At 61.2% G+C, this 20750-nt stretch carries 17 protein-coding genes; 7 read left to right on the forward strand and 10 right to left on the reverse strand.

Going from position 1 to position 20750, the window contains the following annotated elements; genetic code table 11:
• The first annotated feature begins 168 nt into the window (after positions 1–168).
• The gene (locus CYR55_RS01070; protein WP_101814316.1) at positions 169–714 is read left to right on the forward strand and encodes a glycine zipper 2TM domain-containing protein; all 546 of its coding nucleotides are present in this window, start codon (positions 169–171) and stop codon (positions 712–714) included.
• Positions 715–860: 146 nt separating this feature from the next.
• Here the strand turns inward: CYR55_RS01070 and mfd are convergent, their stop codons facing one another.
• Positions 861–4304, reverse strand: a complete 3444-nt coding sequence (gene mfd / locus CYR55_RS01075) for a transcription-repair coupling factor (RefSeq protein WP_101814317.1) — start codon at positions 4302–4304, stop codon at positions 861–863.
• A 280-nt stretch (positions 4305–4584) separates the two neighbouring features.
• On the opposite strand from mfd, the gene lolC reads away from it, so the two are divergent.
• From lolC to cobB, 5 genes are read left to right on the forward strand one after another with little or no spacing between them, the layout of a single operon-like run.
• Complete coding sequence (lolC, locus tag CYR55_RS01080) at positions 4585–5787, forward strand: lipoprotein-releasing ABC transporter permease subunit LolC (RefSeq protein WP_101814318.1); 1203 nt, start codon at positions 4585–4587, stop codon at positions 5785–5787.
• Positions 5780–6484 carry a lipoprotein-releasing ABC transporter ATP-binding protein LolD gene (gene lolD, locus CYR55_RS01085; RefSeq protein WP_101814319.1) on the forward strand — a complete coding sequence of 235 codons (705 nt, stop codon included), beginning with the start codon at positions 5780–5782 and terminating at the stop codon, positions 6482–6484. The genes lolC and lolD overlap by 8 nt, the downstream gene beginning before the upstream one ends.
• Positions 6484–7731 (forward strand): lipoprotein-releasing ABC transporter permease subunit LolE, encoded by a 1248-nt coding sequence (gene lolE, locus CYR55_RS01090; RefSeq protein WP_101814320.1) that lies wholly within the window; start codon positions 6484–6486, stop codon positions 7729–7731. The genes lolD and lolE overlap by 1 nt, the downstream gene beginning before the upstream one ends.
• Positions 7732–7745: 14 nt before the next feature.
• Entirely contained in the window at positions 7746–8648 is a 903-nt protein-coding gene (gene nagK, locus CYR55_RS01095; protein WP_101814321.1) for an N-acetylglucosamine kinase, read from the forward strand.
• Between the two features lie 48 nt (positions 8649–8696).
• Positions 8697–9527 carry a Sir2 family NAD+-dependent deacetylase gene (cobB, locus tag CYR55_RS01100; RefSeq protein WP_101814322.1) on the forward strand — a complete coding sequence of 277 codons (831 nt, stop codon included), beginning with the start codon at positions 8697–8699 and terminating at the stop codon, positions 9525–9527.
• A 44-nt stretch (positions 9528–9571) separates the two neighbouring features.
• Here cobB and potD read toward each other — a convergent pair whose 3' ends face one another.
• From potD to potA, 4 genes are all read right to left on the reverse strand, one after another.
• Complete coding sequence (gene potD, locus CYR55_RS01105; RefSeq protein WP_101814323.1) at positions 9572–10612, reverse strand: spermidine/putrescine ABC transporter substrate-binding protein PotD; 1041 nt, start codon at positions 10610–10612, stop codon at positions 9572–9574.
• Positions 10613–10751: 139 nt separating this feature from the next.
• Positions 10752–11534, reverse strand: coding sequence for a spermidine/putrescine ABC transporter permease PotC (gene potC, locus CYR55_RS01110; RefSeq protein ID WP_101814324.1), 783 nt, complete (start codon positions 11532–11534; stop codon positions 10752–10754).
• Positions 11531–12391 carry a spermidine/putrescine ABC transporter permease PotB gene (potB, locus tag CYR55_RS01115; RefSeq protein ID WP_101814325.1) on the reverse strand — a complete coding sequence of 287 codons (861 nt, stop codon included), beginning with the start codon at positions 12389–12391 and terminating at the stop codon, positions 11531–11533. The genes potC and potB overlap by 4 nt, the downstream gene beginning before the upstream one ends.
• Complete coding sequence (gene potA / locus CYR55_RS01120; protein WP_101814326.1) at positions 12375–13493, reverse strand: spermidine/putrescine ABC transporter ATP-binding protein PotA; 1119 nt, start codon at positions 13491–13493, stop codon at positions 12375–12377. Before potA ends, potB begins: the two co-directional genes overlap by 17 nt.
• Positions 13494–13780: 287 nt before the next feature.
• Between potA and pepT the strand changes: the two genes are divergently transcribed.
• The gene (pepT, locus tag CYR55_RS01125; protein ID WP_101814327.1) at positions 13781–15016 is read left to right on the forward strand and encodes a peptidase T; all 1236 of its coding nucleotides are present in this window, start codon (positions 13781–13783) and stop codon (positions 15014–15016) included.
• 75 nt (positions 15017–15091) lie between these two features.
• Here the strand turns inward: pepT and CYR55_RS01130 are convergent, their stop codons facing one another.
• The 5 genes from CYR55_RS01130 to hflD all read right to left on the reverse strand — a co-directional run bounded on the left by CYR55_RS01130 (position 15092) and on the right by hflD (position 20748).
• Positions 15092–16213, reverse strand: a complete 1122-nt coding sequence (locus CYR55_RS01130) for a ribosomal protein uL16 3-hydroxylase (RefSeq protein WP_101814328.1) — start codon at positions 16211–16213, stop codon at positions 15092–15094.
• 96 nt (positions 16214–16309) lie between these two features.
• Complete coding sequence (gene phoQ / locus CYR55_RS01135) at positions 16310–17752, reverse strand: two-component system sensor histidine kinase PhoQ (protein ID WP_101814329.1); 1443 nt, start codon at positions 17750–17752, stop codon at positions 16310–16312.
• 28 nt (positions 17753–17780) lie between these two features.
• Positions 17781–18452, reverse strand: coding sequence for a two-component system response regulator PhoP (gene phoP / locus CYR55_RS01140; RefSeq protein WP_101814330.1), 672 nt, complete (start codon positions 18450–18452; stop codon positions 17781–17783).
• A 251-nt stretch (positions 18453–18703) separates the two neighbouring features.
• Complete coding sequence (gene purB, locus CYR55_RS01145; protein ID WP_101814331.1) at positions 18704–20095, reverse strand: adenylosuccinate lyase; 1392 nt, start codon at positions 20093–20095, stop codon at positions 18704–18706.
• Between the two features lie 26 nt (positions 20096–20121).
• Positions 20122–20748, reverse strand: coding sequence for a high frequency lysogenization protein HflD (gene hflD / locus CYR55_RS01150; protein ID WP_101814332.1), 627 nt, complete (start codon positions 20746–20748; stop codon positions 20122–20124).
• Positions 20749–20750 lie beyond the last annotated feature (2 nt).

Below are 20750 nucleotides of genomic sequence, written 5' to 3' on the forward strand. Positions count from 1 at the left end.
GCTCTTATTGCCGGACGCGCAATCCGGAGGCACACTCTTTTCCATCAGAAGGGGGCAGGGCATGAACGTCAGCCCCCGTCCGGGCACCCGGCCGCAGTACGGAAACGTCCCGCAGCCGGCAGTGCCGGACAGGTAACATGGCATGAGAATGAACCGGGAGGATGTCCTGTGAATAAATCAATGGCAGCAGGTATCGGCATCGGCGTCGCCGCCGCGATGGGGATCGCCGCCGTCGCCAGCAATCTGGATGCGTTCTCCGGCCCGCAATATGCGCAGGTAGTGAATGCCACACCGATCACGGAAACCGTTAAAACGCCGCGTCAGGAGTGCCGTGACGTCACCGTCACGCACCGCCGTCCGGTGCAGGATGAACACCAGATCGCCGGCTCAGTGCTGGGTGCAGTAGCGGGTGGGGTGCTGGGCCATCAATTCGGTGGCGGGCGCGGGCGTGATGTCGCCACCGTGGCCGGGGCGCTGGCGGGGGGATATGCAGGTAACCGCACGCAGAGCAGCCTGCAGGAAAATGACACCTACACCACCACGAAACAGCGTTGCAGCACGGTGTATGACAAGAGCCAAAAAACCCTGGGCTACGACGTCACCTATAAAATCGGTGACCAGCAGGGCAAAGTGCGGATGGATCGTCAACCGGGCAGCCAGATCCCACTGGATCGTAACGGCCAGCTGATTCTGAACGACAGTAACCGTACCTAATCGGCAACGCCAATAAAAAATTGCGCCCGCGCACAGTGTTAGTTCTGATCGTTTACCCGCCTGGGGTGAGGTAAGCGAGTGGCATTAACATTGGCGCGGGCTTTCTTATGGGGAGAAACCGGGCAGCGGCCGCTGCCCGGCTGGGGTCAGAGCGTGTGCTCCGCAAAGGCTTTCAGGTGGGTGTCCAGGAATTCCAGCCGCAGGTTACGCTCGGTCAACTCGCGGTTGAATTTCAGTTTGGTCGGGCCATCCAGCCGGTAGACCTGCGGTGCTTTCTGTAACAGGCCAATCAGGTACGCCGGGTCTACGCGGTTCTGTTCGCCAAACTCAATAAAGCCGCCGCGCTCATTGCCTTCAATACGCCGGATGCCCAGCGCCTGCGCCGCCAGCCGCAGCGCGGCGATGTCGAGCAGGTTGCGCGCCGCATCCGGCAGCAGGCCAAAGCGGTCAATCAGCTCAACCTTGATCTCCTCCAGTTCGTTGGCCTGTTTGGCGCTGGCGATACGTTTATAGAAGGAGAGGCGGGTGTTGACGTCCGGCACGTAGGTTTCCGGCAGCAGCGACGGCATCCGCAACTCCACCTCGGTCTGGTTGCTGGTGAGATCCTCCAGTGACGGCTCGCGCCCCTCTTTCAGCGCATTCACCGCGCTCTCCAGCAGTTCCATATAGAGCGTGAAGCCGACGGTGGTCATCTGGCCGCTCTGGTCTTCACCCAGCAATTCACCGGCCCCGCGGATCTCCAGGTCATGCGTGGCCAGCGCGAACCCGGCCCCCAGATCTTCCAGCGAGGCGATCGCCTCCAGCCGTTTCAGCGCATCGCCGCTCATCGCCTTGGGCGGCGGGGTGAGCAGGTAGGCGTAGGCCTGATGGTGTGAACGCCCGACCCGGCCGCGCAGCTGGTGCAGCTGCGCCAGCCCAAGGTGATCGGCCCGCTCAATGATGATGGTGTTGGCGCTGGGGATGTCGATGCCGGTTTCGATGATGGTGGTACACACCAGCACATTAAAGCGCTGGTGGTGGAAATCGTTCATCACCCGTTCCAGATCGCGTTCGCGCATCTGGCCGTGGCCCACAGCAATCCGCGCTTCGGGCACCAGTTCGGCCAGCCGCTGTGCCGCTTTTTCAATGTTTTCCACATCATTATAGAGGTAGTAAACCTGCCCGCCGCGCAGCACCTCACGCAGGATCGCCTCGCGCACCACCAGGCTGTCATACTCCCGCACAAAGGTTTTCACCGCCAGGCGCCGCGCCGGCGGGGTGGCGATGATCGACAGGTCACGCATCCCGCTCATCGCCATGTTCAGCGTGCGCGGGATCGGCGTGGCCGTCAGGGTCAGGATGTCCACATCGGCGCGCATCGCCTTGATACGCTCTTTGTGGCGCACGCCGAAACGGTGCTCCTCATCGACGATCAGCAGGCCGAGGTCTTTCCAGCGCAGATCGCTCATCAGCAATTTGTGGGTGCCGATGATGATGTCGACTTTGCCCTCGACCGCCTCATCAATCACCACCTGCTGCTCTTTGGCACTGCGGAAACGCGACATCAGTTCAATGCGCACCGGCCAGTTGGCGAAGCGATCGCGGAAGTTATCATAATGCTGTTGGGCGAGCAGGGTGGTCGGCACCAGCACCGCCACCTGTTTGTGGTTTTCCACCGCCAGGAACGCGGCGCGCATCGCCACTTCCGTTTTGCCGAAGCCGACGTCGCCGCACACCAGCCGGTCCATCGCCAGCGGTTGGCACATGTCGCTCAGCACGGCATTGATCGCCTGCTCCTGATCCGGCGTGGTTTCAAACGGGAACGACTGGCAGAACAGCTGATACTGCTCGCGGTCATGTTTAAAGGCGTAGCCCGCCTTGGCGGCGCGCTGGGCGTAGATGTCGAGCAGCTCGGCGGCCACGTCCCGCACCCGCTCGGCCGCTTTCTGCCGCGCCCGGCCCCAGGCTTCACCGCCCAGTTTATGCAGCGGCGCATTATCATCCGCCCCCCCGGCATAGCGGCTGATCAGGTGCAGTGACGACACCGGCACGTAGAGCTTGTCTTCACCGGCGTAGGTCAGGATCAGGTACTCCGCCTTGATGCCGCCGGCTTCCAGTGTGGTCATGCCCGCATACCGGCCGACGCCGTGCTCCAGGTGTACCACCGGCTGGCCGGGGTGCAGCTCCGCCAGGTTGCGGATCAGGGTTTCGGTATTGATGGTCCGGCGGTTGTCCTGCCGGCGGCGGCTGACGCGTTCGCCCAGCAGATCGCTTTCGCACACCAGGGCCAGTTCGCGTGGGCGATCCAGGAACCCGCGCTCGCTGGCACCGATCATCAGGTAGTGGCCCGGCGCTTCCGCCTGCTCCAGGCGCTCAATCATCACCGGGCGTAATTTAATGCGCGCCAGCAAGTCCTGCAGGGTTTCGCGACGGCCTTCGCTCTCCACGGAGAAGATCAGGCGGCCGGTAAAGGATTCAGCAAAGCGGCGCAGGGTATCAAGCGGCACTTTCTGCTGCGGTTCCACCGCCAGTGACGGCAGCGGCTCATAGCCCAGATTGGTGTTGGCTGCTTTTTCCGGCAGCAGGTCAGTTTTCAGCTGCACGCGCGGCCACTGTTTCAGCTCGGCAAACAGGGCATCGACCCGCAGCCACAAGGATTCCGGCGCCAGCAACGGGCGCATCGGGTCAACGCGGCGGTTCTCGTAACGCTGGTTCACGTCCAGCCAGAAGCGCTCCGCCGACGCCTCCAGATCGCCGGTATTCACCAGCAGGGTATTCTCCGGCAGGTAACTGAACAGCGTGCTCAGCGGTTCGTTGAAGAACAGCGGCTGCCAGTACTCAATCCCGGCCGGGAAGGTGCCCTTGCTGACCTGCTGGTAGATGTGCTCCGGCTCACGGCGCACATCAAATTTTTCACGCCACTGGCTGCGGAACAGCTCGATTGCCGCCTTGTCCGTCGGGAACTCATGCGCCGGCAACAGATTGATGCGATCCACTTCACTCAGGGTGCGCTGGGTATCCACATCAAACACCCGCAGGCTGTCTATCTCATCATCAAAGAAATCGAGGCGGTACGGCTCTTCACTGCCCATCGGGTAGAGATCCAGCAGCGCACCGCGGGTGGCGTACTCGCCATGCTCCATCACCTGATCCACACTGCGGTAGCCCGCCTGCTCCAGCTGGGCGCGCAGTTTGTCACGCGAGAGGCGCTGCCCTTTTTGCATCACCAGCGCATGGCCGTGCAGGAACGCATGGGGGCAGACGCGCTGCATCAGGGTATTGACCGGCAGGATGATCACCCCGCGCGCCATGGTCGGCAGCTGGTAGAGGCTGGAGAGGCGGGCAGAAATAATCTCCTGATGCGGCGAGAAACTGTCATAGGGCAGGGTTTCCCAGTCCGACAGCGCCGTCACCAGATGGGAGGTGAACTGCTGGATCTCGTCGCGCAACCGCAGGGCGTTTTGCATGTCAGGGGCGAGCAGCATCACCGGGCCGTCATGGCGTTCAATGATCTCGGCGCACTCAACGGCGCAGGCCGAGCCGGTCAGTTGACCAAGCACGCGGACATCGCCGCGGCGGGCGGGCAGGGGGTAACGGTATGTGTGAGGCATAGTCAGTTTTACATTCTCTTGTTCAGCAACGGGCCATCCCGGTCAGCCGGGCATCTTGCCCGCCATATCGTGAAGCCGCATGTTTGCGGCAGCACCCGCATCAGGCTGGCTTAACAGCACAGAAGACGCGATGCAGTAAGTATAAGCAACCCTGAAAGCCTGGTAGTTAATAGATGTGTACTTACACAAAGAGTTACTTCAGGAAGTGGTTCCCTAATGCGGTTGTAGCCTTTATTATCCTTGATCACTTTGCTTTAGCAACTGTCATAAAACGGATTTCATGTATCAACCTGTCGCGTTATTCATCGGCCTGCGTTATATGCGCGGGCGGGCCTCAGACCGCTTCGGCCGGTTTGTTTCCTGGCTTTCCACCATCGGTATTACGCTTGGCGTGATGGCGATGGTTACCGTCCTCTCCGTGATGAACGGCTTTGAGCGCGATCTCGAGAGAAATATTCTCGGGCTGATGCCTCAGGCGCTGATCACCACCCCACAGGGCTCCCTTAACCCCCAGAAACTCCCCGCGTCCGGCCTGTCCGGCTTACAGGGCGTGCAGCGCATTGTGCCGCTGACCACCGGTGATGTGGTGCTGCAAAGCGCGCGCGGTGTGGCGGTCGGCGTGATGCTGGGCGTCAACCCGGATCAGCCGGAGCCGCTGGCGCAGTATCTGGTGGGCGCGCAGCAGCAGCAGCTCCAGCCGCAGACCTACAACGTGATCCTGGGCGAGCAGCTGGCCGGGCAACTGGGCGTCAAACGCGGCGACACGCTGCGGCTGATGGTCACCAGCGCCAGTGAATTCACCCCGATGGGGCGGATACCGAGCCAGCGCCTGTTTACCGTGATTGGCACGTTTGCGGCCAACAGCGAAGTGGACGGCTACCAGTTGCTGGTGAACCAGCAGGATGCCTCCCGCCTGATGCGCTACCCGGCCGGTAACATCACCGGCTGGCGGCTGACGCTGCAACAGCCGCTCACCGTAGACACCCTGAGCCAACAGCCGCTGCCGGCCGGCACCCAGTGGAAAGACTGGCGTGACCGCAAGGGCGAGCTGTTCCAGGCGGTGCGTATGGAAAAGAACATGATGGGGCTGCTACTCAGCCTGATTGTGGCCGTGGCCGCCTTTAACATCATCACTTCGCTGGGGCTGCTGGTGATGGAGAAACAGGGTGAGGTGGCGATTCTGCAAACCCAGGGGCTGACACGCCGCCAGATTATGACGGTGTTTATGGTGCAGGGCGCGAGCGCCGGCATCATCGGCGCCCTGCTCGGGGCGTTGCTCGGCACCCTGCTGGCGAGCCAGCTGGGCACGATTATGCCTGCGCTCGGCATGGCGATTGACGGCGCGTCGCTGCCGGTCGACATTGAGCCGCTCCAGGTCATCACCATTGCGCTGGTGGCAATGGCCGTGGCGCTGCTTTCCACGCTTTACCCTTCATGGCGCGCTGCCGCCGTTCAACCCGCTGAGGCTTTACGTTATGAGTAACCATCCTTTATTGCAGTGCGACAACCTGTGCAAAACCTATCAGGAAGGCAAGCTGCAAACCTCTGTGCTGCGCGATGTGACCTTTGCCATGCAGCCGGGCGAGATGATGGCGATTGTGGGCAGCTCCGGGTCGGGCAAAAGTACCTTGCTGCACCTGCTGGGCGGGCTGGATACCCCCACCTCCGGCGACGTGGTGTTCAAAGGCACGCCGTTGAGCGGTATGTCTTCCCGTGCCAAAGCCGCGCTGCGTAACCGTGAGCTGGGCTTCATCTACCAGTTCCACCACCTGTTGCCGGATTTCACCGCGCTGGAGAATGTGGCGATGCCGTTGCTGATCGGCACCGGCGGGGCAGCTGCCGCGCAGGAAAAAGCGCGTGAGATGCTGGCGGCGGTGGGGCTGGAGAAGCGCAGCGGCCACCGGCCTTCCGAACTCTCCGGTGGCGAGCGCCAGCGGGTGGCAATTGCCCGGGCGCTGGTGAATAACCCGTCGCTGGTGCTGGCGGATGAACCGACCGGCAACCTCGACCAGCGGAACGCCGACAGCATTTTTGAATTGCTGGGCGAGCTGAACGTGCGGCAGGGCACCGCCTTCCTGGTGGTGACCCATGACCTGACGCTGGCGCGCCGCCTGAACCGTCAGCTGGAGATGCGCGACGGCCAGTTGCAGCAGGATGTTTCCTTGCTGGGGGCGCAGTAATGGGGTTGCCTCTCTCTCTGGTGATTGGCCTGCGCTTCAGCCGCGGCCGTCGCCGCAGCGGCATGGTGTCGCTGATCTCCATCATCTCCACCGTGGGCATTGCGCTGGGTGTGGCGGTGCTGATTGTCGGCCTGAGCGCGATGAACGGTTTCGAGCGTGAGCTGAATAACCGCATTCTGGCCGTCGTGCCGCACGGTGAAATTGAGCCGGTGGACCAGCCGTTCAACGGCTGGCAAGGCCTGCTGCCGAAAGTGGCGGCCGTGCCGGGCGTTGCGGCCGCCGCGCCCTACATTAATTTCACCGGCCTACTGGAAAGCGGCGCGAAATTGCGTGCGGTGCAGGTAAAAGGCGTAGACCCGCAACAGGAAGCGCACCTCAGCGCGCTGCCGCACTTTGTGCAGGGCGATGCCTGGGCGCATTTCCGGGCGGGTGAACAGCAGGTGATCCTCGGTAAAGGCATCGCCGATGAGCTGGGCGTCAAAGCGGGTTCCTCCGTCACGGTGATGATCCCCAACAGCGATCCGCAGGGCAAACTGCTGCAACCCAAGCGCATCCGCCTGCGGGTTACCGGCATTCTGCAACTCAGCGGCCAGCTTGACCACAGCTTTGCCATGGTGCCGCTGGCCGATGCGCAGGGCTACCTTGACATGGGTGACAGTGTCACGGGGATTGCCATTAAAGCCAACAACCCGTTCAGCGCCAACACGCTGGTGCGTGAGGCGGGCAAAGTCACTAATGCTTACGTCTATATCCGCAGCTGGATCGGCACCTACGGCTACATGTACCGTGATATCGAAATGGTACGCGCGATTATGTACCTGGCGCTGGTGCTGGTGATTGGCGTCGCCTGCTTCAACATCGTCTCCACGCTGGTGATGGCAGTGAAAGACAAAAGCAGTGACATCGCCGTACTGCGCACGCTGGGGGCGGGTGACCGGCTGATCCGCGCCATCTTTATCTGGTACGGTCTGCTGGCCGGGCTGGTCGGCAGCCTGAGCGGCGTGGTGGTCGGCGTGGTGGCTGCCTTGCAGCTCACGCCGATTATCCGCGGGCTGGAGACGCTGATCGGCCACCAGTTCCTGTCCGGGGATATCTACTTCATCGACTTCCTGCCGTCAGAGCTGCACTGGCTGGACGTGGGCGGCGTGCTGCTGACGGCCATTCTGCTGAGCCTGATCGCCAGCTGGTACCCGGCGCGGCGCGCCAGCCGTATTGACCCGGCCCGCGTGTTGAGCGGCGGCCAGTAACGGGGGGCGCTGACATGTATTACGGCATTGATATGGGCGGCAGCAAAATTGAGCTGGCGGTGTTTGACGCCCAGCTGACCCGCCTGTGGCAGAAGCGGGTGCCGACCCCACGGGATGACTACACCACGCTGCTGGCGGCCCTGGTGGCGCTGGTGCAGGAGGCGGATGCCGTTGTTGGCGGCGGGCGCGTGGGTATCGGCGTTCCCGGCCTGATTAAAGCCGACGGCACGCTGTTTTCCGCCAATGTCCCGGCGGCATCCGGCCGCCGGGTGCAGGACGATCTGGCGCGCCTGCTGGAGCGTGGCGTCCGCATCGACAATGACGCCAACTGTTTTGCGCTCTCCGAAGCCTGGGACGACGAATTCCGCGCCTATCCCAGCGTGCTGGGGTTAATCCTCGGCACCGGCGTCGGTGGCGGTCTGGTGTTTAACGGCAAGGTCTTCAGCGGACGAAACGGCGTGGCCGGGGAAGTCGGCCATGTGCGCCTGCCGGTGGATGCGCGGGCGATCCTGGGCGACGTGCCGCCGGTGGCCTGTGGGTGCGGTCAGATTGACTGCATTGAGGGGTATCTCTCCGGCCGGGGGTTTGAGCGGCTATATGCCCTCGCCGGCGGTCAGACGCTCACGGCCCCGGCGATTATGGCGCGCTACCGGGCCGGGGAGGCCGCCGCCGTAGCGCATTTCACACGCTATGCGGATCTGCTGGCCGCCTGCCTCGGCAACCTGCTGACCCTGCTGGACCCGCATCTGGTGGTGATCGGCGGTGGCCTGTCGAACGTGGATGAATTGTACCCGGCGCTGGCCGCGCGCCTGCCGGCCCACCTGTTGCCGGGCTGTGTGCCGCCGCGCATTGAGAAAGCCCGCTATGGCGATGCAGGTGGCGCGCGCGGGGCAGCCTGCCTAAATTTGTTAGACTAACGCTATCCCATCCGGGATTGCGCACCGCAGTACAGAGGAGCAGGTGTCATGCACACACGCCACAGGCTGCGCCGGTTTCGCAAACTGAACCATTTGCGGCACCAACGATTTCGCTCACGTATTTTCCATCGCGACACTATGGCGGTTACCGAGATGAAAAAACCTTTTGTGGTGGTATTAACCGGCGCGGGCATCTCCGCAGAGTCCGGCATCCGTACCTTCCGCGCAGCGGACGGATTATGGGAAGAGCACCGCGTGGAGGATGTGGCCACGCCGGAAGGGTATCAGCGTGACCCGGTGCGGGTGCAGGCGTTCTACAACGCCCGGCGGCAACAGTTGCAGCAACCGGCGATTGCGCCCAATGCCGCCCATCTGGCGCTGGCAGAACTGGAAAAGAGCCTGGGCGATCACTTCCTGCTGGTGACGCAGAATATCGATAACCTGCACGAGCGCGCCGGAAATCAGCGGGTGCTGCATATGCATGGCGAACTGCTGAAAGTACGCTGCACCCGTTCCAACCAGGTAATCGAGTGGCCGGGCGACCTGACGGTGGATGACCGCTGCCACTGTTGCCAGTTCCCCTCACCGCTGCGCCCGCATGTGGTGTGGTTTGGTGAAATGCCGATCGGCATGGATGAGATCTACCAGGCGCTGGCAAAAGCGGATTACTTTATCTCCATCGGCACCTCCGGCCATGTGTATCCGGCGGCCGGTTTTGTGCATGAGGCCCGGTTGGGCGGCGCGCATACCGTGGAACTTAATCTGGAGCCAAGCCAGGTAGAGAGCCAGTTTGATGAGCGGAAATATGGGCTGGCAAGTGAAGTGGTGCCGGCGTATGTCCGCCAGATGATCGCCGGCGGGGAAGGGCAGTGGCAGTAAAGCACCAGTAACCGGGCGCAGGGCGCGCCCGGCAGGTAAACCGTTTATTGCCCGGCTTTGAGTTTCTGGTAAAGCGTTTCGTACAGTTCGCTGGTGCTGCCGACGTCATTCTGCCACTCGCCGTTTTTCATCACCGCGTCAGACGGGTAGAGCGACGGGTCATTGGCGACCTCCGGCGGCAGCAATTTCTTCGCTTCCAGGTTCGGCGTCGGGTAGCCGATGGTTTCTGCGACCTGCGCCGCCACTTCCGGGCGCAACAGGAAATCAATCAGCTTGTGCGCACCCGCCACGTTATGCGCATTGGCCGGGATCGCCAGGCTGTCCATCCAGAAAATCCCCCCCTCTTTCGGCCACACGACCGTCAGCGGCGTACCGGCCTGGCGCGCCACGTAGGCGGAACCGTTCCAGACCATGCCGAGATTCACTTCGCCTTCCATGTACGGGTTCGCCGGGTTGTCAGAGTTGAAGGCCAGCACGTTCGGCATCAGCTTGCGCAATTCCTGGTAAGCCGCCTCAATCTCTTTCGGGTCGGTGGTGTTGCCGGAGTAACCGAGCTTGCGCAGCGCAATCTGGAACACTTCACGCGCATCGTCAGTGAGCAGCAGGCTGCCTTTGTATTCCGGCTTCCACAGGTCAGCCCAGCCGGTGATGGTTTTTGGGTCGATTTGATCGCTGTTGACGCCAATCGCCGTGGCACCCCAGATGTAAGGGATCGAGTAGTCGTTATTCGGGTCAAAGGGTTTGTTCAGCAGGTTCGGGTCCAGCGCGGAGAAGTGGCTGAGCTTGCTTTTGTCGATCTTCTGTAACATGCCCTCTTTGCGCATCTTCGCCACAAAATAGGTCGACGGCACCACCAGGTCGTACGCGCCCTCTTTATAGGTTTTCAGCTTGGCGTACATGGTTTCATTGGACTCATAGGTGGAGTAAATCACCTTGATGCCGGTCTCTTTGGTGAACTGCTCCAGCAGGCCCGGCGGGACATATTCCGTCCAGTTGTAGAAATATAAGGTTTTACCGTCATCCGCCTGGGCGAAGGCGCTGGCGGCCAGTAAACCGGCGGCCAGCCACTGTGCTGTTTTTTTCATTGTTACCCCTGTTATTTACCCTCACCCCGGCGCGCCTGCGGCACGGGAGGGTATCTCACCATCCGGACGTATCGGTGTCCATTAAAAAGCCAGGCGCCCAGTATAAGGAGCGCCCGGTATGAAAGGAAGCAACCGGTTGCTAGCCCTGACGGGGCGACCGGTCACGCAGCAGCCACTGGCTGGCGAGCACCAGCACCAGTGACAACGCCAGCAGCAGGGTGGCCAGCGCATTGATCTCCGGCGACACCCCGACTTTGACCATCGAGTAGATCTTCAGCGGCAGAATCTCGTAATCCGGCCCGGTGACAAACGACGACACCACCACATCATCCATCGAGAGCGTAAAGCTCAGCAACCAGCCGGCGGCCACGGCGGGCATTGCCAGCGGCAGGATGATTTTGCGCAGAATGGTTAACTCACCGGCACCCAGATCGCGCGCGGCCTCCAGCATCCGCACATCAAACCCTTTCAGCCGTGAATAGACGGTCACCACCACAAACGGCAGGCAGAAGGTGATATGAGAAAACAGCAGTGACCAGAAGCCGAGCGAGATGCCCACCAGCATAAACAGCACCAGCAGCGAAATCGCCATCACGATGTCCGGCGACATCATCACCACAAACAGCATGCCGCTGACAAACGGCTTGCCTCGGAACCGGTAACGGTAGAGCGCCACCGCCGTCAGCGCGCCGATCAGCGTCGCAAAGGTTGCCGAGAGCACGCCCATGGTCACGGAGTGGCGTGCCGCCTCGATCAGGCTGTCGTTATTCATCAGGGTGCTGTACCAGCGGGTGGTAAAACCCTGCCAGTTGAAACCAAAACGTGAACTGTTAAACGAATTCACGATCAGAATAATAATAGGGATGTAAAAGTAAGCGTAAACCAGCGCCATAAAGCCGCCGCGCAGCCCGCGTCCGATCATTCCAGCTCCCCTTTTTTGTTCAGCGCCTTCGCTACTTTGTAATAAACCAGCAGCATCAGGCCCATCAGCAGCGTCAGGCAGATGCTGGTGGCCGCGCCGAACGGCCAGTCACGGATATTCAGGAACTGGCTCTTGATCACATTGCCGATCAGCAGGTTTTTCGCGCCGCCCATCAGATCCGCAATATAAAACAGCCCCATCGCCGGCAGCATCACCAGCAGGCTGCCGGCAATGATGCCCGGCATGGTCAGCGGTAAAATGATGCGCACGAAGGTCTGGATCTTGCCCGCGCCCAGGTCACGTGCCGCTTCCAGGTAGGCTTTATCAAGCTTTTCAATGCTGGCGTAGAGCGGCATCACCATAAACGGCAGCAGGATGTAGATAAGCCCCAGGATCACCGCCTGCGGCGTGTACATAATGCGCAGCGGGGTATCAATCAGCCCAGCTGCCATCAGCCACTCATTGAGGTAGCCGCGGGTGCTGAGGAAAATCTTCAGGCCATAAACGCGGATCAGTGAATTCGTCCAGAACGGCACAATCAGCAGGAACAGCAGCAGCGGCCGCACGCGGGCGGGCAGCCGCGCCAGGATAAAGGCGAACGGGTAACCAATCAGCAAACAGCAGAGGGTGGCAATCAGCGCCATATTCAGCGAGTGCAGCAGCACATCGGCGTACAGCGGGTCCAGCAGCCGGCGGTAGTTGTCCAGCGAGAAGATCATCCGCACCAGGCTGTCGTTGTCGCGGGTCAGGAAACTGGTGCCGATGATCATCAGGTTCGGCAGGAAGACAAACAGCGTCAGCCAGGCCACCACCAGCATAATCACCCCGCGCTGAAAAAGCTTACGTGAGCTGTTCATCGGCGAGCACCACCTCCCAGCTTTCGATCCAGGTCACCGCCACGGTCTGATCGAGCGAGTGATCCACATCCGGGTCATCCTCGTTGAAGAACTCACTGACCATCACCAGCTTGCCGCTGGTGAGTTCCACCGTGGATTCCAGCGTCATGCCCTTGTAGTTGCGCTCCCGCACATGGCCGATAAAGCCCTCGGCGGCGTCACCCTCGTTAATCTCCCGGACTTTGAGATCCTCCGGGCGCAGCAGCACCTTCAGCCGCTGCCCCGGCGTCACCGCCAGGTGGTTCACGGTGATGTCACACTCGCGACCCTCCACCCAGGCGCGCACGCGCTGCTCATCCAGACGGTGGATCACCTCCGCCTCAAAGATGTTGATTTCCCCGATAAAGCTGGCGACAAACAGGTTCTCCGGCTCCTCGTAAATCTGGCGCGGGGTGCCGTCCTGTTCGATCCGCCCGTCGCGCATCACCACGATGCGGTCAGACATGGTCAGCGCCTCTTCCTGGTCGTGGGTGACGAACACAAAGGTGATGCCGAGCTTGCGCTGCAGCGCCTTGAGTTCGTTCTGCATCTGTTTACGCAGCTTGTAGTCCAGCGCGGAGAGTGACTCATCCAGCAGCAGCACCCGTGGGCGGTTCACCACGGCGCGCGCGATCGCCACCCGCTGTTGCTGGCCGCCGGAAAGCTGGTGCGGGCGGCGCTGGGCGAAGTCGTCCAGTTGCACCATCCGCAGCACATCCGTGACCCGGGCGACGATCTCCGCCTCCGGCGTCTTTTGCATCCGCAGGCCAAAGGCCACATTCTCGAACACGCTCATGTGCGGGAACAGCGCGTAACTCTGGAAAACGGTATTGACGTGGCGGTGTTCGGCCGGTACTGCCGTCACATCCTGGCCGTCCAGGGTGATGGTGCCGCTGTCGGTCTCTTCCAGGCCGGCAATCAGGCGCAATACCGTGGTTTTGCCGCAGCCGGAAGGGCCGAGCAGGGTCAGGAATTCGCCATGGTTAATGGTCAGGTTGAGATCGCGGATAATGGTTTTGCCGTCAAAGGCTTTATGTAGTCCGCTCAGGGTGACCAGGGGGGTCGGAGACAGGTTTTCAGTCATTTATCGGGGCACTCTTTTCTTGTGCTCAGGTTGCCGGTCCGGCAGCGTGCAGCAGGCTATCGTCTCATACAGTGAGTCTGATCTCGGAGGGGGGGAATTCTACGTGAAACTGCCGGTATCACCAATGCTTACGCGGCCTGAGCGGGGAAAAACCCGGCAAATGGCGCGTAAGCCGCCCAATCAGGGCAAATAAACGCTAAGGTTAACAAAGATGAAAACTGACCTGACGCAATACACTCCCCCCATCAGGCTGCGCATAATGGCCCGCGGCTCTCAGAGGATAGACTATGGATAACTTACTCGATCGTTTTCTGCATTACGTTTCTATCGATACCCAGTCAAAGGTAAATGTCCGTCAGGTGCCCAGCACCGAGGGGCAGTGGAAGCTGGCCCATGCGTTGCAGGAGGAGCTGGCCGCACTGGGGTTAGAGGCGATTACCCTGAGCGAGCACGGCTGCGTGATGGCGACCCTGCCGGCCAATGTGGACTGGCCGGTGCCGGTGATTGGCTTTATTTCGCATCTGGATACCTCGCCGGACTTTACCGCGAAAAATGTGAACCCGCAGATTGTGGAGAACTACCGCGGCGGCGACGTGGCGCTGGGCAGCGGTGAGGAGGTGCTGTCGCCGGTGATGTTCCCGGTGCTGCACCAGCTGCTGGGGCAGACGCTGATCACCACCGACGGCAAAACGCTGCTCGGCGCGGATGACAAAGCCGGCATCGCCGAAATCATGACGGCGATGGCCCGGCTGAAACAGGGTGACATTCCCCATGGCGAGATCCGGGTGGCCTTTACGCCGGATGAGGAAGTGGGCAAGGGGCCGCACGTCTTTGATGTGAAGGCCTTTGGGGCCGAATGGGCCTACACCGTGGACGGCGGCGGCGTGGGCGAGCTGGAGTATGAGAATTTCAACGCCGCCTCGGCCACGATAAAAATCGTCGGCAATAACGTACACCCCGGCACCGCCAAAGGGGTGATGGTGAACGCCCTGTCACTGGCGACCCGCATCCATCAGGCGCTGCCGTCTGCAGAGACGCCGGAGCACACCGCCGGTTATGAGGGCTTTTTCCACCTGAACAGCATGAAGGGCAGCGTAGACCGGGCCGAGATGCACTACATCATCCGTGATTTTGACCGCGAGAAATTCGAGGCGCGTAAACAGCAGCTGATAAGCGTGGCGGAACAGGTGGGCGAGGGGCTGCACCCGGATTGCTACATTGAGGTGACGCTGGAGGACAGCTACTACAACATGCGCGAAGAGGTGGCGAAACACCCGCACATTATCGAAATTGCCGCGCAGGCAATGAAAGATAACGACATCGAACCGGTGATGAAACCGATCCGTGGCGGTACCGACGGCGCACAGCTCTCCTTTATGGGGCTGCCCTGCCCGAACATCTTCACCGGCGGCTACAACTACCACGGCAAACATGAGTTCGCGACGCTGGAAGGGATGGAAAAATCGGTGGCGGTGATCACCCGCATCGCCGCGCTGACCGCCCAGCGCGCCAGAACTGCTTGAAAAAACGCATAAAAAAGCCGGGCAGCCTGCGCTGCCCGGCCTTTCCCACCCATCGGCGAGACATCAGACTAACAATCAGTCTTTAAAGTACCAGTATCCGCTGTTGACCAGCGCGGCCAGCAGCGCCAGGAAGGACGGGTCATCCAGTGCATCACCGAAGTGTGACGCATCCAGCGTAAAGTGCTGGCACAGCGCGTTCGCTGCCGCCGCATGCTCGGTTTCCATACGCTCACCGTTCACAAAGCAGCGATCGCCAATCCGCAGCACCCGCAGACCGCCAACGCGTTGCAGCACTTCACCGCCCTGCATCAGCTCATAAATCTCACCGGCCTGGTACGGCGGTTCCGGCGGGGCCAGATCCAGCTCATGGCGTGACTGGGAAATAAACTCCCCGAACCAGCCTTCAAAGTGCTCCGGCTGCTGCAACAACTCCAGCATCATACCGCGCAGGCCATCCAGCTCCTGCGGCAGGATGTCCGCATGCTGCTCACGCGCCGGCAGATCCGGGTCGCTGTAACGCTTGCTGCCCAGCTCGCGGGACAACACATAATCCGCGAAACCGCTCACCAGTTCCCGGCCGTTCGGCGCACGAAAGCCCACGGAGTAGTTCAGCGCATTCTCCAGCGAATAGCCTTCGTGCGGGAAGCCCGGCGGAATGTAGAGGATGTCACCCGGCTCCATCTCTTCATCAATGATGGCGTCGAACGGCTCAACCTGGAGCAGATCCGGGTGCGGGCAGTGCTGCTTCATCGCCACTTTTTCACCCACCCGCCAGCGGCGGCGGCCGGTACCCTGGATGATAAACACGTCGTACTGGTCGAGATGCGGGCCAACGCCGCCGCCCGGCACGGAGAAGGAGATCATCAGGTCATCCATGCGCCAGTCCGGGATGTGGCGGAACGGGCGCATCAGCGCCGCAGACGGCTCATGCCAGTGGTCAACTGCCTGCACCAGCAGGGACCAGTTCGTCTCACCCAGATGATCAAAGCTGGTGAACGGCCCATGGCCGACCTGCCATTTGCCTTCGTCATGGCTGACCAGCCGGCTGTCGACCTCATTTTCCATCGCCAGCCCGGCCAGTTCATCGGGGGAGATCGGGTCAATAAAGTTCTTGAAGCCACGCTTCAGGATAACCGGGCGCTTTTGCCAGTAACGTTGCAGGAAGTCAGGCCAGTCGAGGTCAAGTTGGTAATCCATTTTGTATTCCACTATTCGGGGGAGACTAGCAGCGAGTATAACGGATGGCGGGCGCGGCGCGTGCATTTCCCTGTGCAAAAGCCACCGGCCGGGTATTTATTCCCCAGCCTCATTCTGGCGGCCAAAGGTCACCTGCATCCGGGCGCCGCCCAGTGGACTGTCGCTGAGGGTGATGCTGCCCTGATAGCGGGCGATGATCTCACTGGCCACCGCCAGCCCGATGCCCTGACCGGGGCGCAGGGTGTCCGCCCGCTGGCCGCGCTGGAAAATCAGTTCACGTTTGGCGGGCGGAATGCCGGGGCCGTCATCGTCCACCACCAGCACCAGCTGGTTTTCCGCCGGAAGGGTGCTGACCTCAATAAACTCCAGCGAATATTTGCAGGCGTTGTCGAGCAGATTTCCCATCACTTCCATAAAGTCATTTTTATCGCCCATAAACGTCAGTTCCGGCGGGATCTCCAGCGTCAGCACCACGCCCTTACGCTGGTAGACCTTGTTGAGCGCGGAACAGAGGCTGTCGAGCAGCGCGGAGACGGAGTGGATTTCGCGGGTCAGCACGTTTTTCTCTGAATCCAGGCTGGCGCGGTGCAGGTAGTAGCCGATTTGCTGGGAGATGCGGCTGATCTGCTCCAGCATCACCGGCTCAGCCTGCTCAATGGTGAGTTGCTTGCCGCCGCGCAGCGCTCGCAGGGTAGACTGCAACACCGCCAGCGGGGTTTTCAGGCTGTGGGTCAGGTCAGCAAGGGTGGTGCGGTAACGCAGGGAGCGCCCGCGCTCATTGTTCAGCAGCAGGTTGAGGTTACGCACCAGGCTGCGCAACTCCTGCGGCGGGTTCACCTCCAGCACCTCCCGCTCACGCTTCTCCAGTTCGCCTATCTGCTGCGCCAGCGCCTTGATCGGCCGCAGGCTCCAGTGCGCCGCCAGCCACAGCAACGGGATCACCAGCAGCAGGTTGGCGAGCAGCACATAGCTGAACCACTGCCAGACCAGATCGCTGCGCTGCAACTCCTGGGGGATGGTGTCGATCACCACGATGCTCAGCGGCGGCAGGCGGGCAGTGGCGGCATACTTATTTACCACCACCGAGTGGGTCAGGGAGGGTTCATCCTCTTCATACCCTTTCAACTGGCGCTGAGCATGGGGATTATTGCCGACCACGGTGCTGCTGAGGTGCGGGTCGGCATCCAGCTCATAGAAGCCGCCCTTGCGCAGCCACTCACGCGGGATGCGGGACTCCAGCCCCGGCACCGCGCGCTGGTGCCACAGCAGCGTGCCGTGGTCATCATAAATCAGCACCAGCGTCGGGGAGTTGAGTTCCAGATCCGGCGGTACGGCAATGGTCAGCTGCTTTTCGCGCCACTGCGCCAGGCTGAAGAACAGGTTGCTTTCGCCGCGCAGCAGGGTATAGGCGGTTTTATCAAAGCTGACGATATAGCCGACCACCGCCACCAGCCCGTAAGCCAATGACAGCGCCAGCACCACCGCCGCGGTAGCCAGCAGAAAACGGGCGCGCAGCGAAAAGGGGGCGCGGCGGGTCATCACGGTAAGGCCTCAGGCATGGTGCCGGTCAGCCCACATCAAAGCGGTAGCCCTGGCCGCGCACCGTGGTGATCACCTCGTGCGGGTAACCGGCCTGCATTTTTTTGCGCAGGCGGCCCATCAGCACATCGATGGTGTGGCTCTCGCGCAGTTCGGCATCCGGGTAGAGTTGCAGCATCAGCGCATCTTTGCTGACGACTTTACCGGCATTGCGGATCAGCGTTTCGATAATGGTGTACTCAAAGGCGGTGAGCTTGATCAGCTGGTCATGGATGCTGAGCTCCCGGCGCGACAGGTCAATCTGGAACGGCGGCAGGCTGATAATCTGTGAGGCCAGCCCGCTGTTGCGGCGCATCAGCGCCTGCATGCGCGCGATGACCTCTTCCAGGTGGAAGGGTTTGGTGACGTAGTCATCCGCGCCGGCTTCCAGTACCGCCACCTTGTCCTGCCAGCTTTCACGCGCGGTCAGTACCAGGATCGGCAGCGTGGTCTGGTGGCTGCGCCAGCGTTGGATCAGGCTCAGCCCATCCTCGCCCGGCAGGCCGAGATCCACAATCGCGATATCCGGCGCATGTTCATGCAAAAAGTAATCGGCCTCTTTGGCATCTTCGGCGGCATCCACCTGATGCCCCATTTCCCGCATCTGAACCGCCAGATGATGGCGCAGCAGGGCATTATCTTCCACGACCAAAACGCGCATACCTGTATCCTCTGAAATGCTGCCATGAGTGGGTTGCCGGGGCGCGGCCCGGTCAGGCGCAGCCCGCCATTATGGCAGGAACCGCCGTTTTTGCCTGTGACTTTTATCGCGGCCGGGCGCCCGGATGCGCCTATTATCCCTGCGCAGGGTAAACCACAGGTAAACCGCCGGGATAACCGGGTAAACGGAAAATAAACGGGGCAGGGCGGGCAGAGGGAAAACGGGCGGCGGGGGCCGCCGCCCGGTGGGTATTATTTCAGGTTGTTGACCTGCGGGTTCAGGTCATCCACCATCTGCACTGCGCGGCCAAGGTAGTTACCCGGCGTCATGGCTTTCAGGCGGGTTTTCTCTTCTTCCGGCAGCGCCAGGCCATCGATAAACGCCTGCATCCCGGCGGCATCCACGCGCTTGCCGCGGGTCAGCTCTTTCAGCTTCTCATACGGCTTTTCAATGCCGTAGCGGCGCATCACCGTCTGGATCGGCTCAGCCAGCACTTCCCAGTTATGGTCGAGTTCATAAGCGAGGTTGGCTTCGTTCACTTCCAGCTTGCTGATGCCTTTCAGGCTGGCCTGATAGGCGATCACCGCATAGCCCACGCCCACGCCGAGGTTACGCAGCACGGTGGAGTCGGTGAGGTCACGCTGCCAGCGGGAAACCGGCAGTTTGCTGGCCAGGTGGCCCAGCACGGCATTCGCCAGGCCGAGGTTGCCTTCGGAGTTTTCGAAGTCAATCGGGTTCACCTTGTGCGGCATGGTGGAGGAGCCGATCTCCCCGGCGATGGTTTTCTGCTTGAAGTGGTTAAGGGCGATGTAACCCCACATGTCGCGGTCGAAATCGATCAGGATGGTGTTGAAGCGCGCAATGGCGTCGAACAGCTCGGCGATGTAGTCATGCGGCTCGATCTGGGTGGTGTAGGGGTTCCAGGTCACGCCGAGCGACGTCACAAACTCTTCGCTGAACTGGTGCCAGTCCACGTCCGGGTAGGCGGCCAGGTGGGCGTTGTAGTTGCCGACCGCGCCGTTGATTTTGCCGAGGATCTCCACCTGTGCCAGCTGGCGGTACTGGCGTTCCATGCGGTAGGCGACGTTGGCGAACTCTTTGCCCAGTGTGGACGGGGTCGCCGGCTGGCCATGGGTACGGGAGAGCAGCGGGATGTCGCGGTACTCATGGGCCAGCGCCTTCAGCGCGTCAATCAGCTTACGCCAGTAAGGCAGCACAACCTCTTCACGTGCGGTGCTCAGCATCAGCGCGTGGGAGAGGTTGTTGATGTCTTCGGAGGTACAGGCGAAGTGGATAAATTCAGACACCGCATGCAGAGCCGGGACGGCCGCCACTTTCTCTTTCAGGAAATACTCCACCGCCTTGACGTCATGGTTGGTGGTTTTTTCGATCTCTTTGATGCGTTGTGCATCCTGCTCGCTGAAATTGGCGACGATCTCATCAAGGAAAGCGTTTGCGTCGGCATCAAATGCAGGAACTTCTGCGATGCCGGTGCAGGAGGCCAGTTTTTGCAGCCAACGTACTTCAACCTGCACGCGGAATTTCAGCAAACCAAATTCGCTGAAAATAGCGCGTAACGCGCTGACTTTATCACCGTAGCGTCCATCAACGGGGGAAACGGCGGTCAGTGAGGATAATTCCATCGGTAGCAACTCCAGGGATGTGTTAGTTAACATTGGGCGAGAATCTTTTTAGCATGTTCAAACAGGCGGTTACGCGAAAACATCAGTTGCAGACGGCCGCCGCCGACCTGTTGCCACAGCACCGCGGCACGGATGCCGCCCAGCAGGGCCGCACGTACCCGCGCCTGCGTGGCCGGGTTTTGCAAAATAGAGGGATTACCGGTGACCTGAATACGCGGCCCGAGCGGGCTGACCACGTCCACATAGATGGCGGCCATGGCGCTCATCAGCGTGTCGGATTCCAAATCAAAATGCACCAGCTGGCGCTCAAGCTGGCTGATGCGCTCAGACAGGGTCGCCAGCGCGCCGTTGCTGGCGCTGAGCTTGCGCTCCAGCACCATCAGGCTCAGGGTGTAGCGGGTCAGCTCTGCGCCGGGGCCCTGACGGTTGGCATTCAGCACGCCCATCAGCGTCTCCAGCCCCAGCATCAGGTTACTGGGGTCATTGCCGAACACCGCCAGCGTGGAGGCGGGGTTGGTCTCCAGCACGCTTTTCAGCGACACCGCCAGCGCGTCACGGTTGCACTGGCCGTCCTGGGCCAGTTGCTGCACCAGCCGCGCCGACTGGCAGATCCCGGCCAGCGCCAGCGTGATGTCATGGTAATTTTTTGCCACGG

The organism is Chimaeribacter californicus (assembly GCF_002858675.1).
Classification (GTDB): Bacteria; Pseudomonadota; Gammaproteobacteria; order Enterobacterales; family Enterobacteriaceae; genus Chimaeribacter; species Chimaeribacter californicus.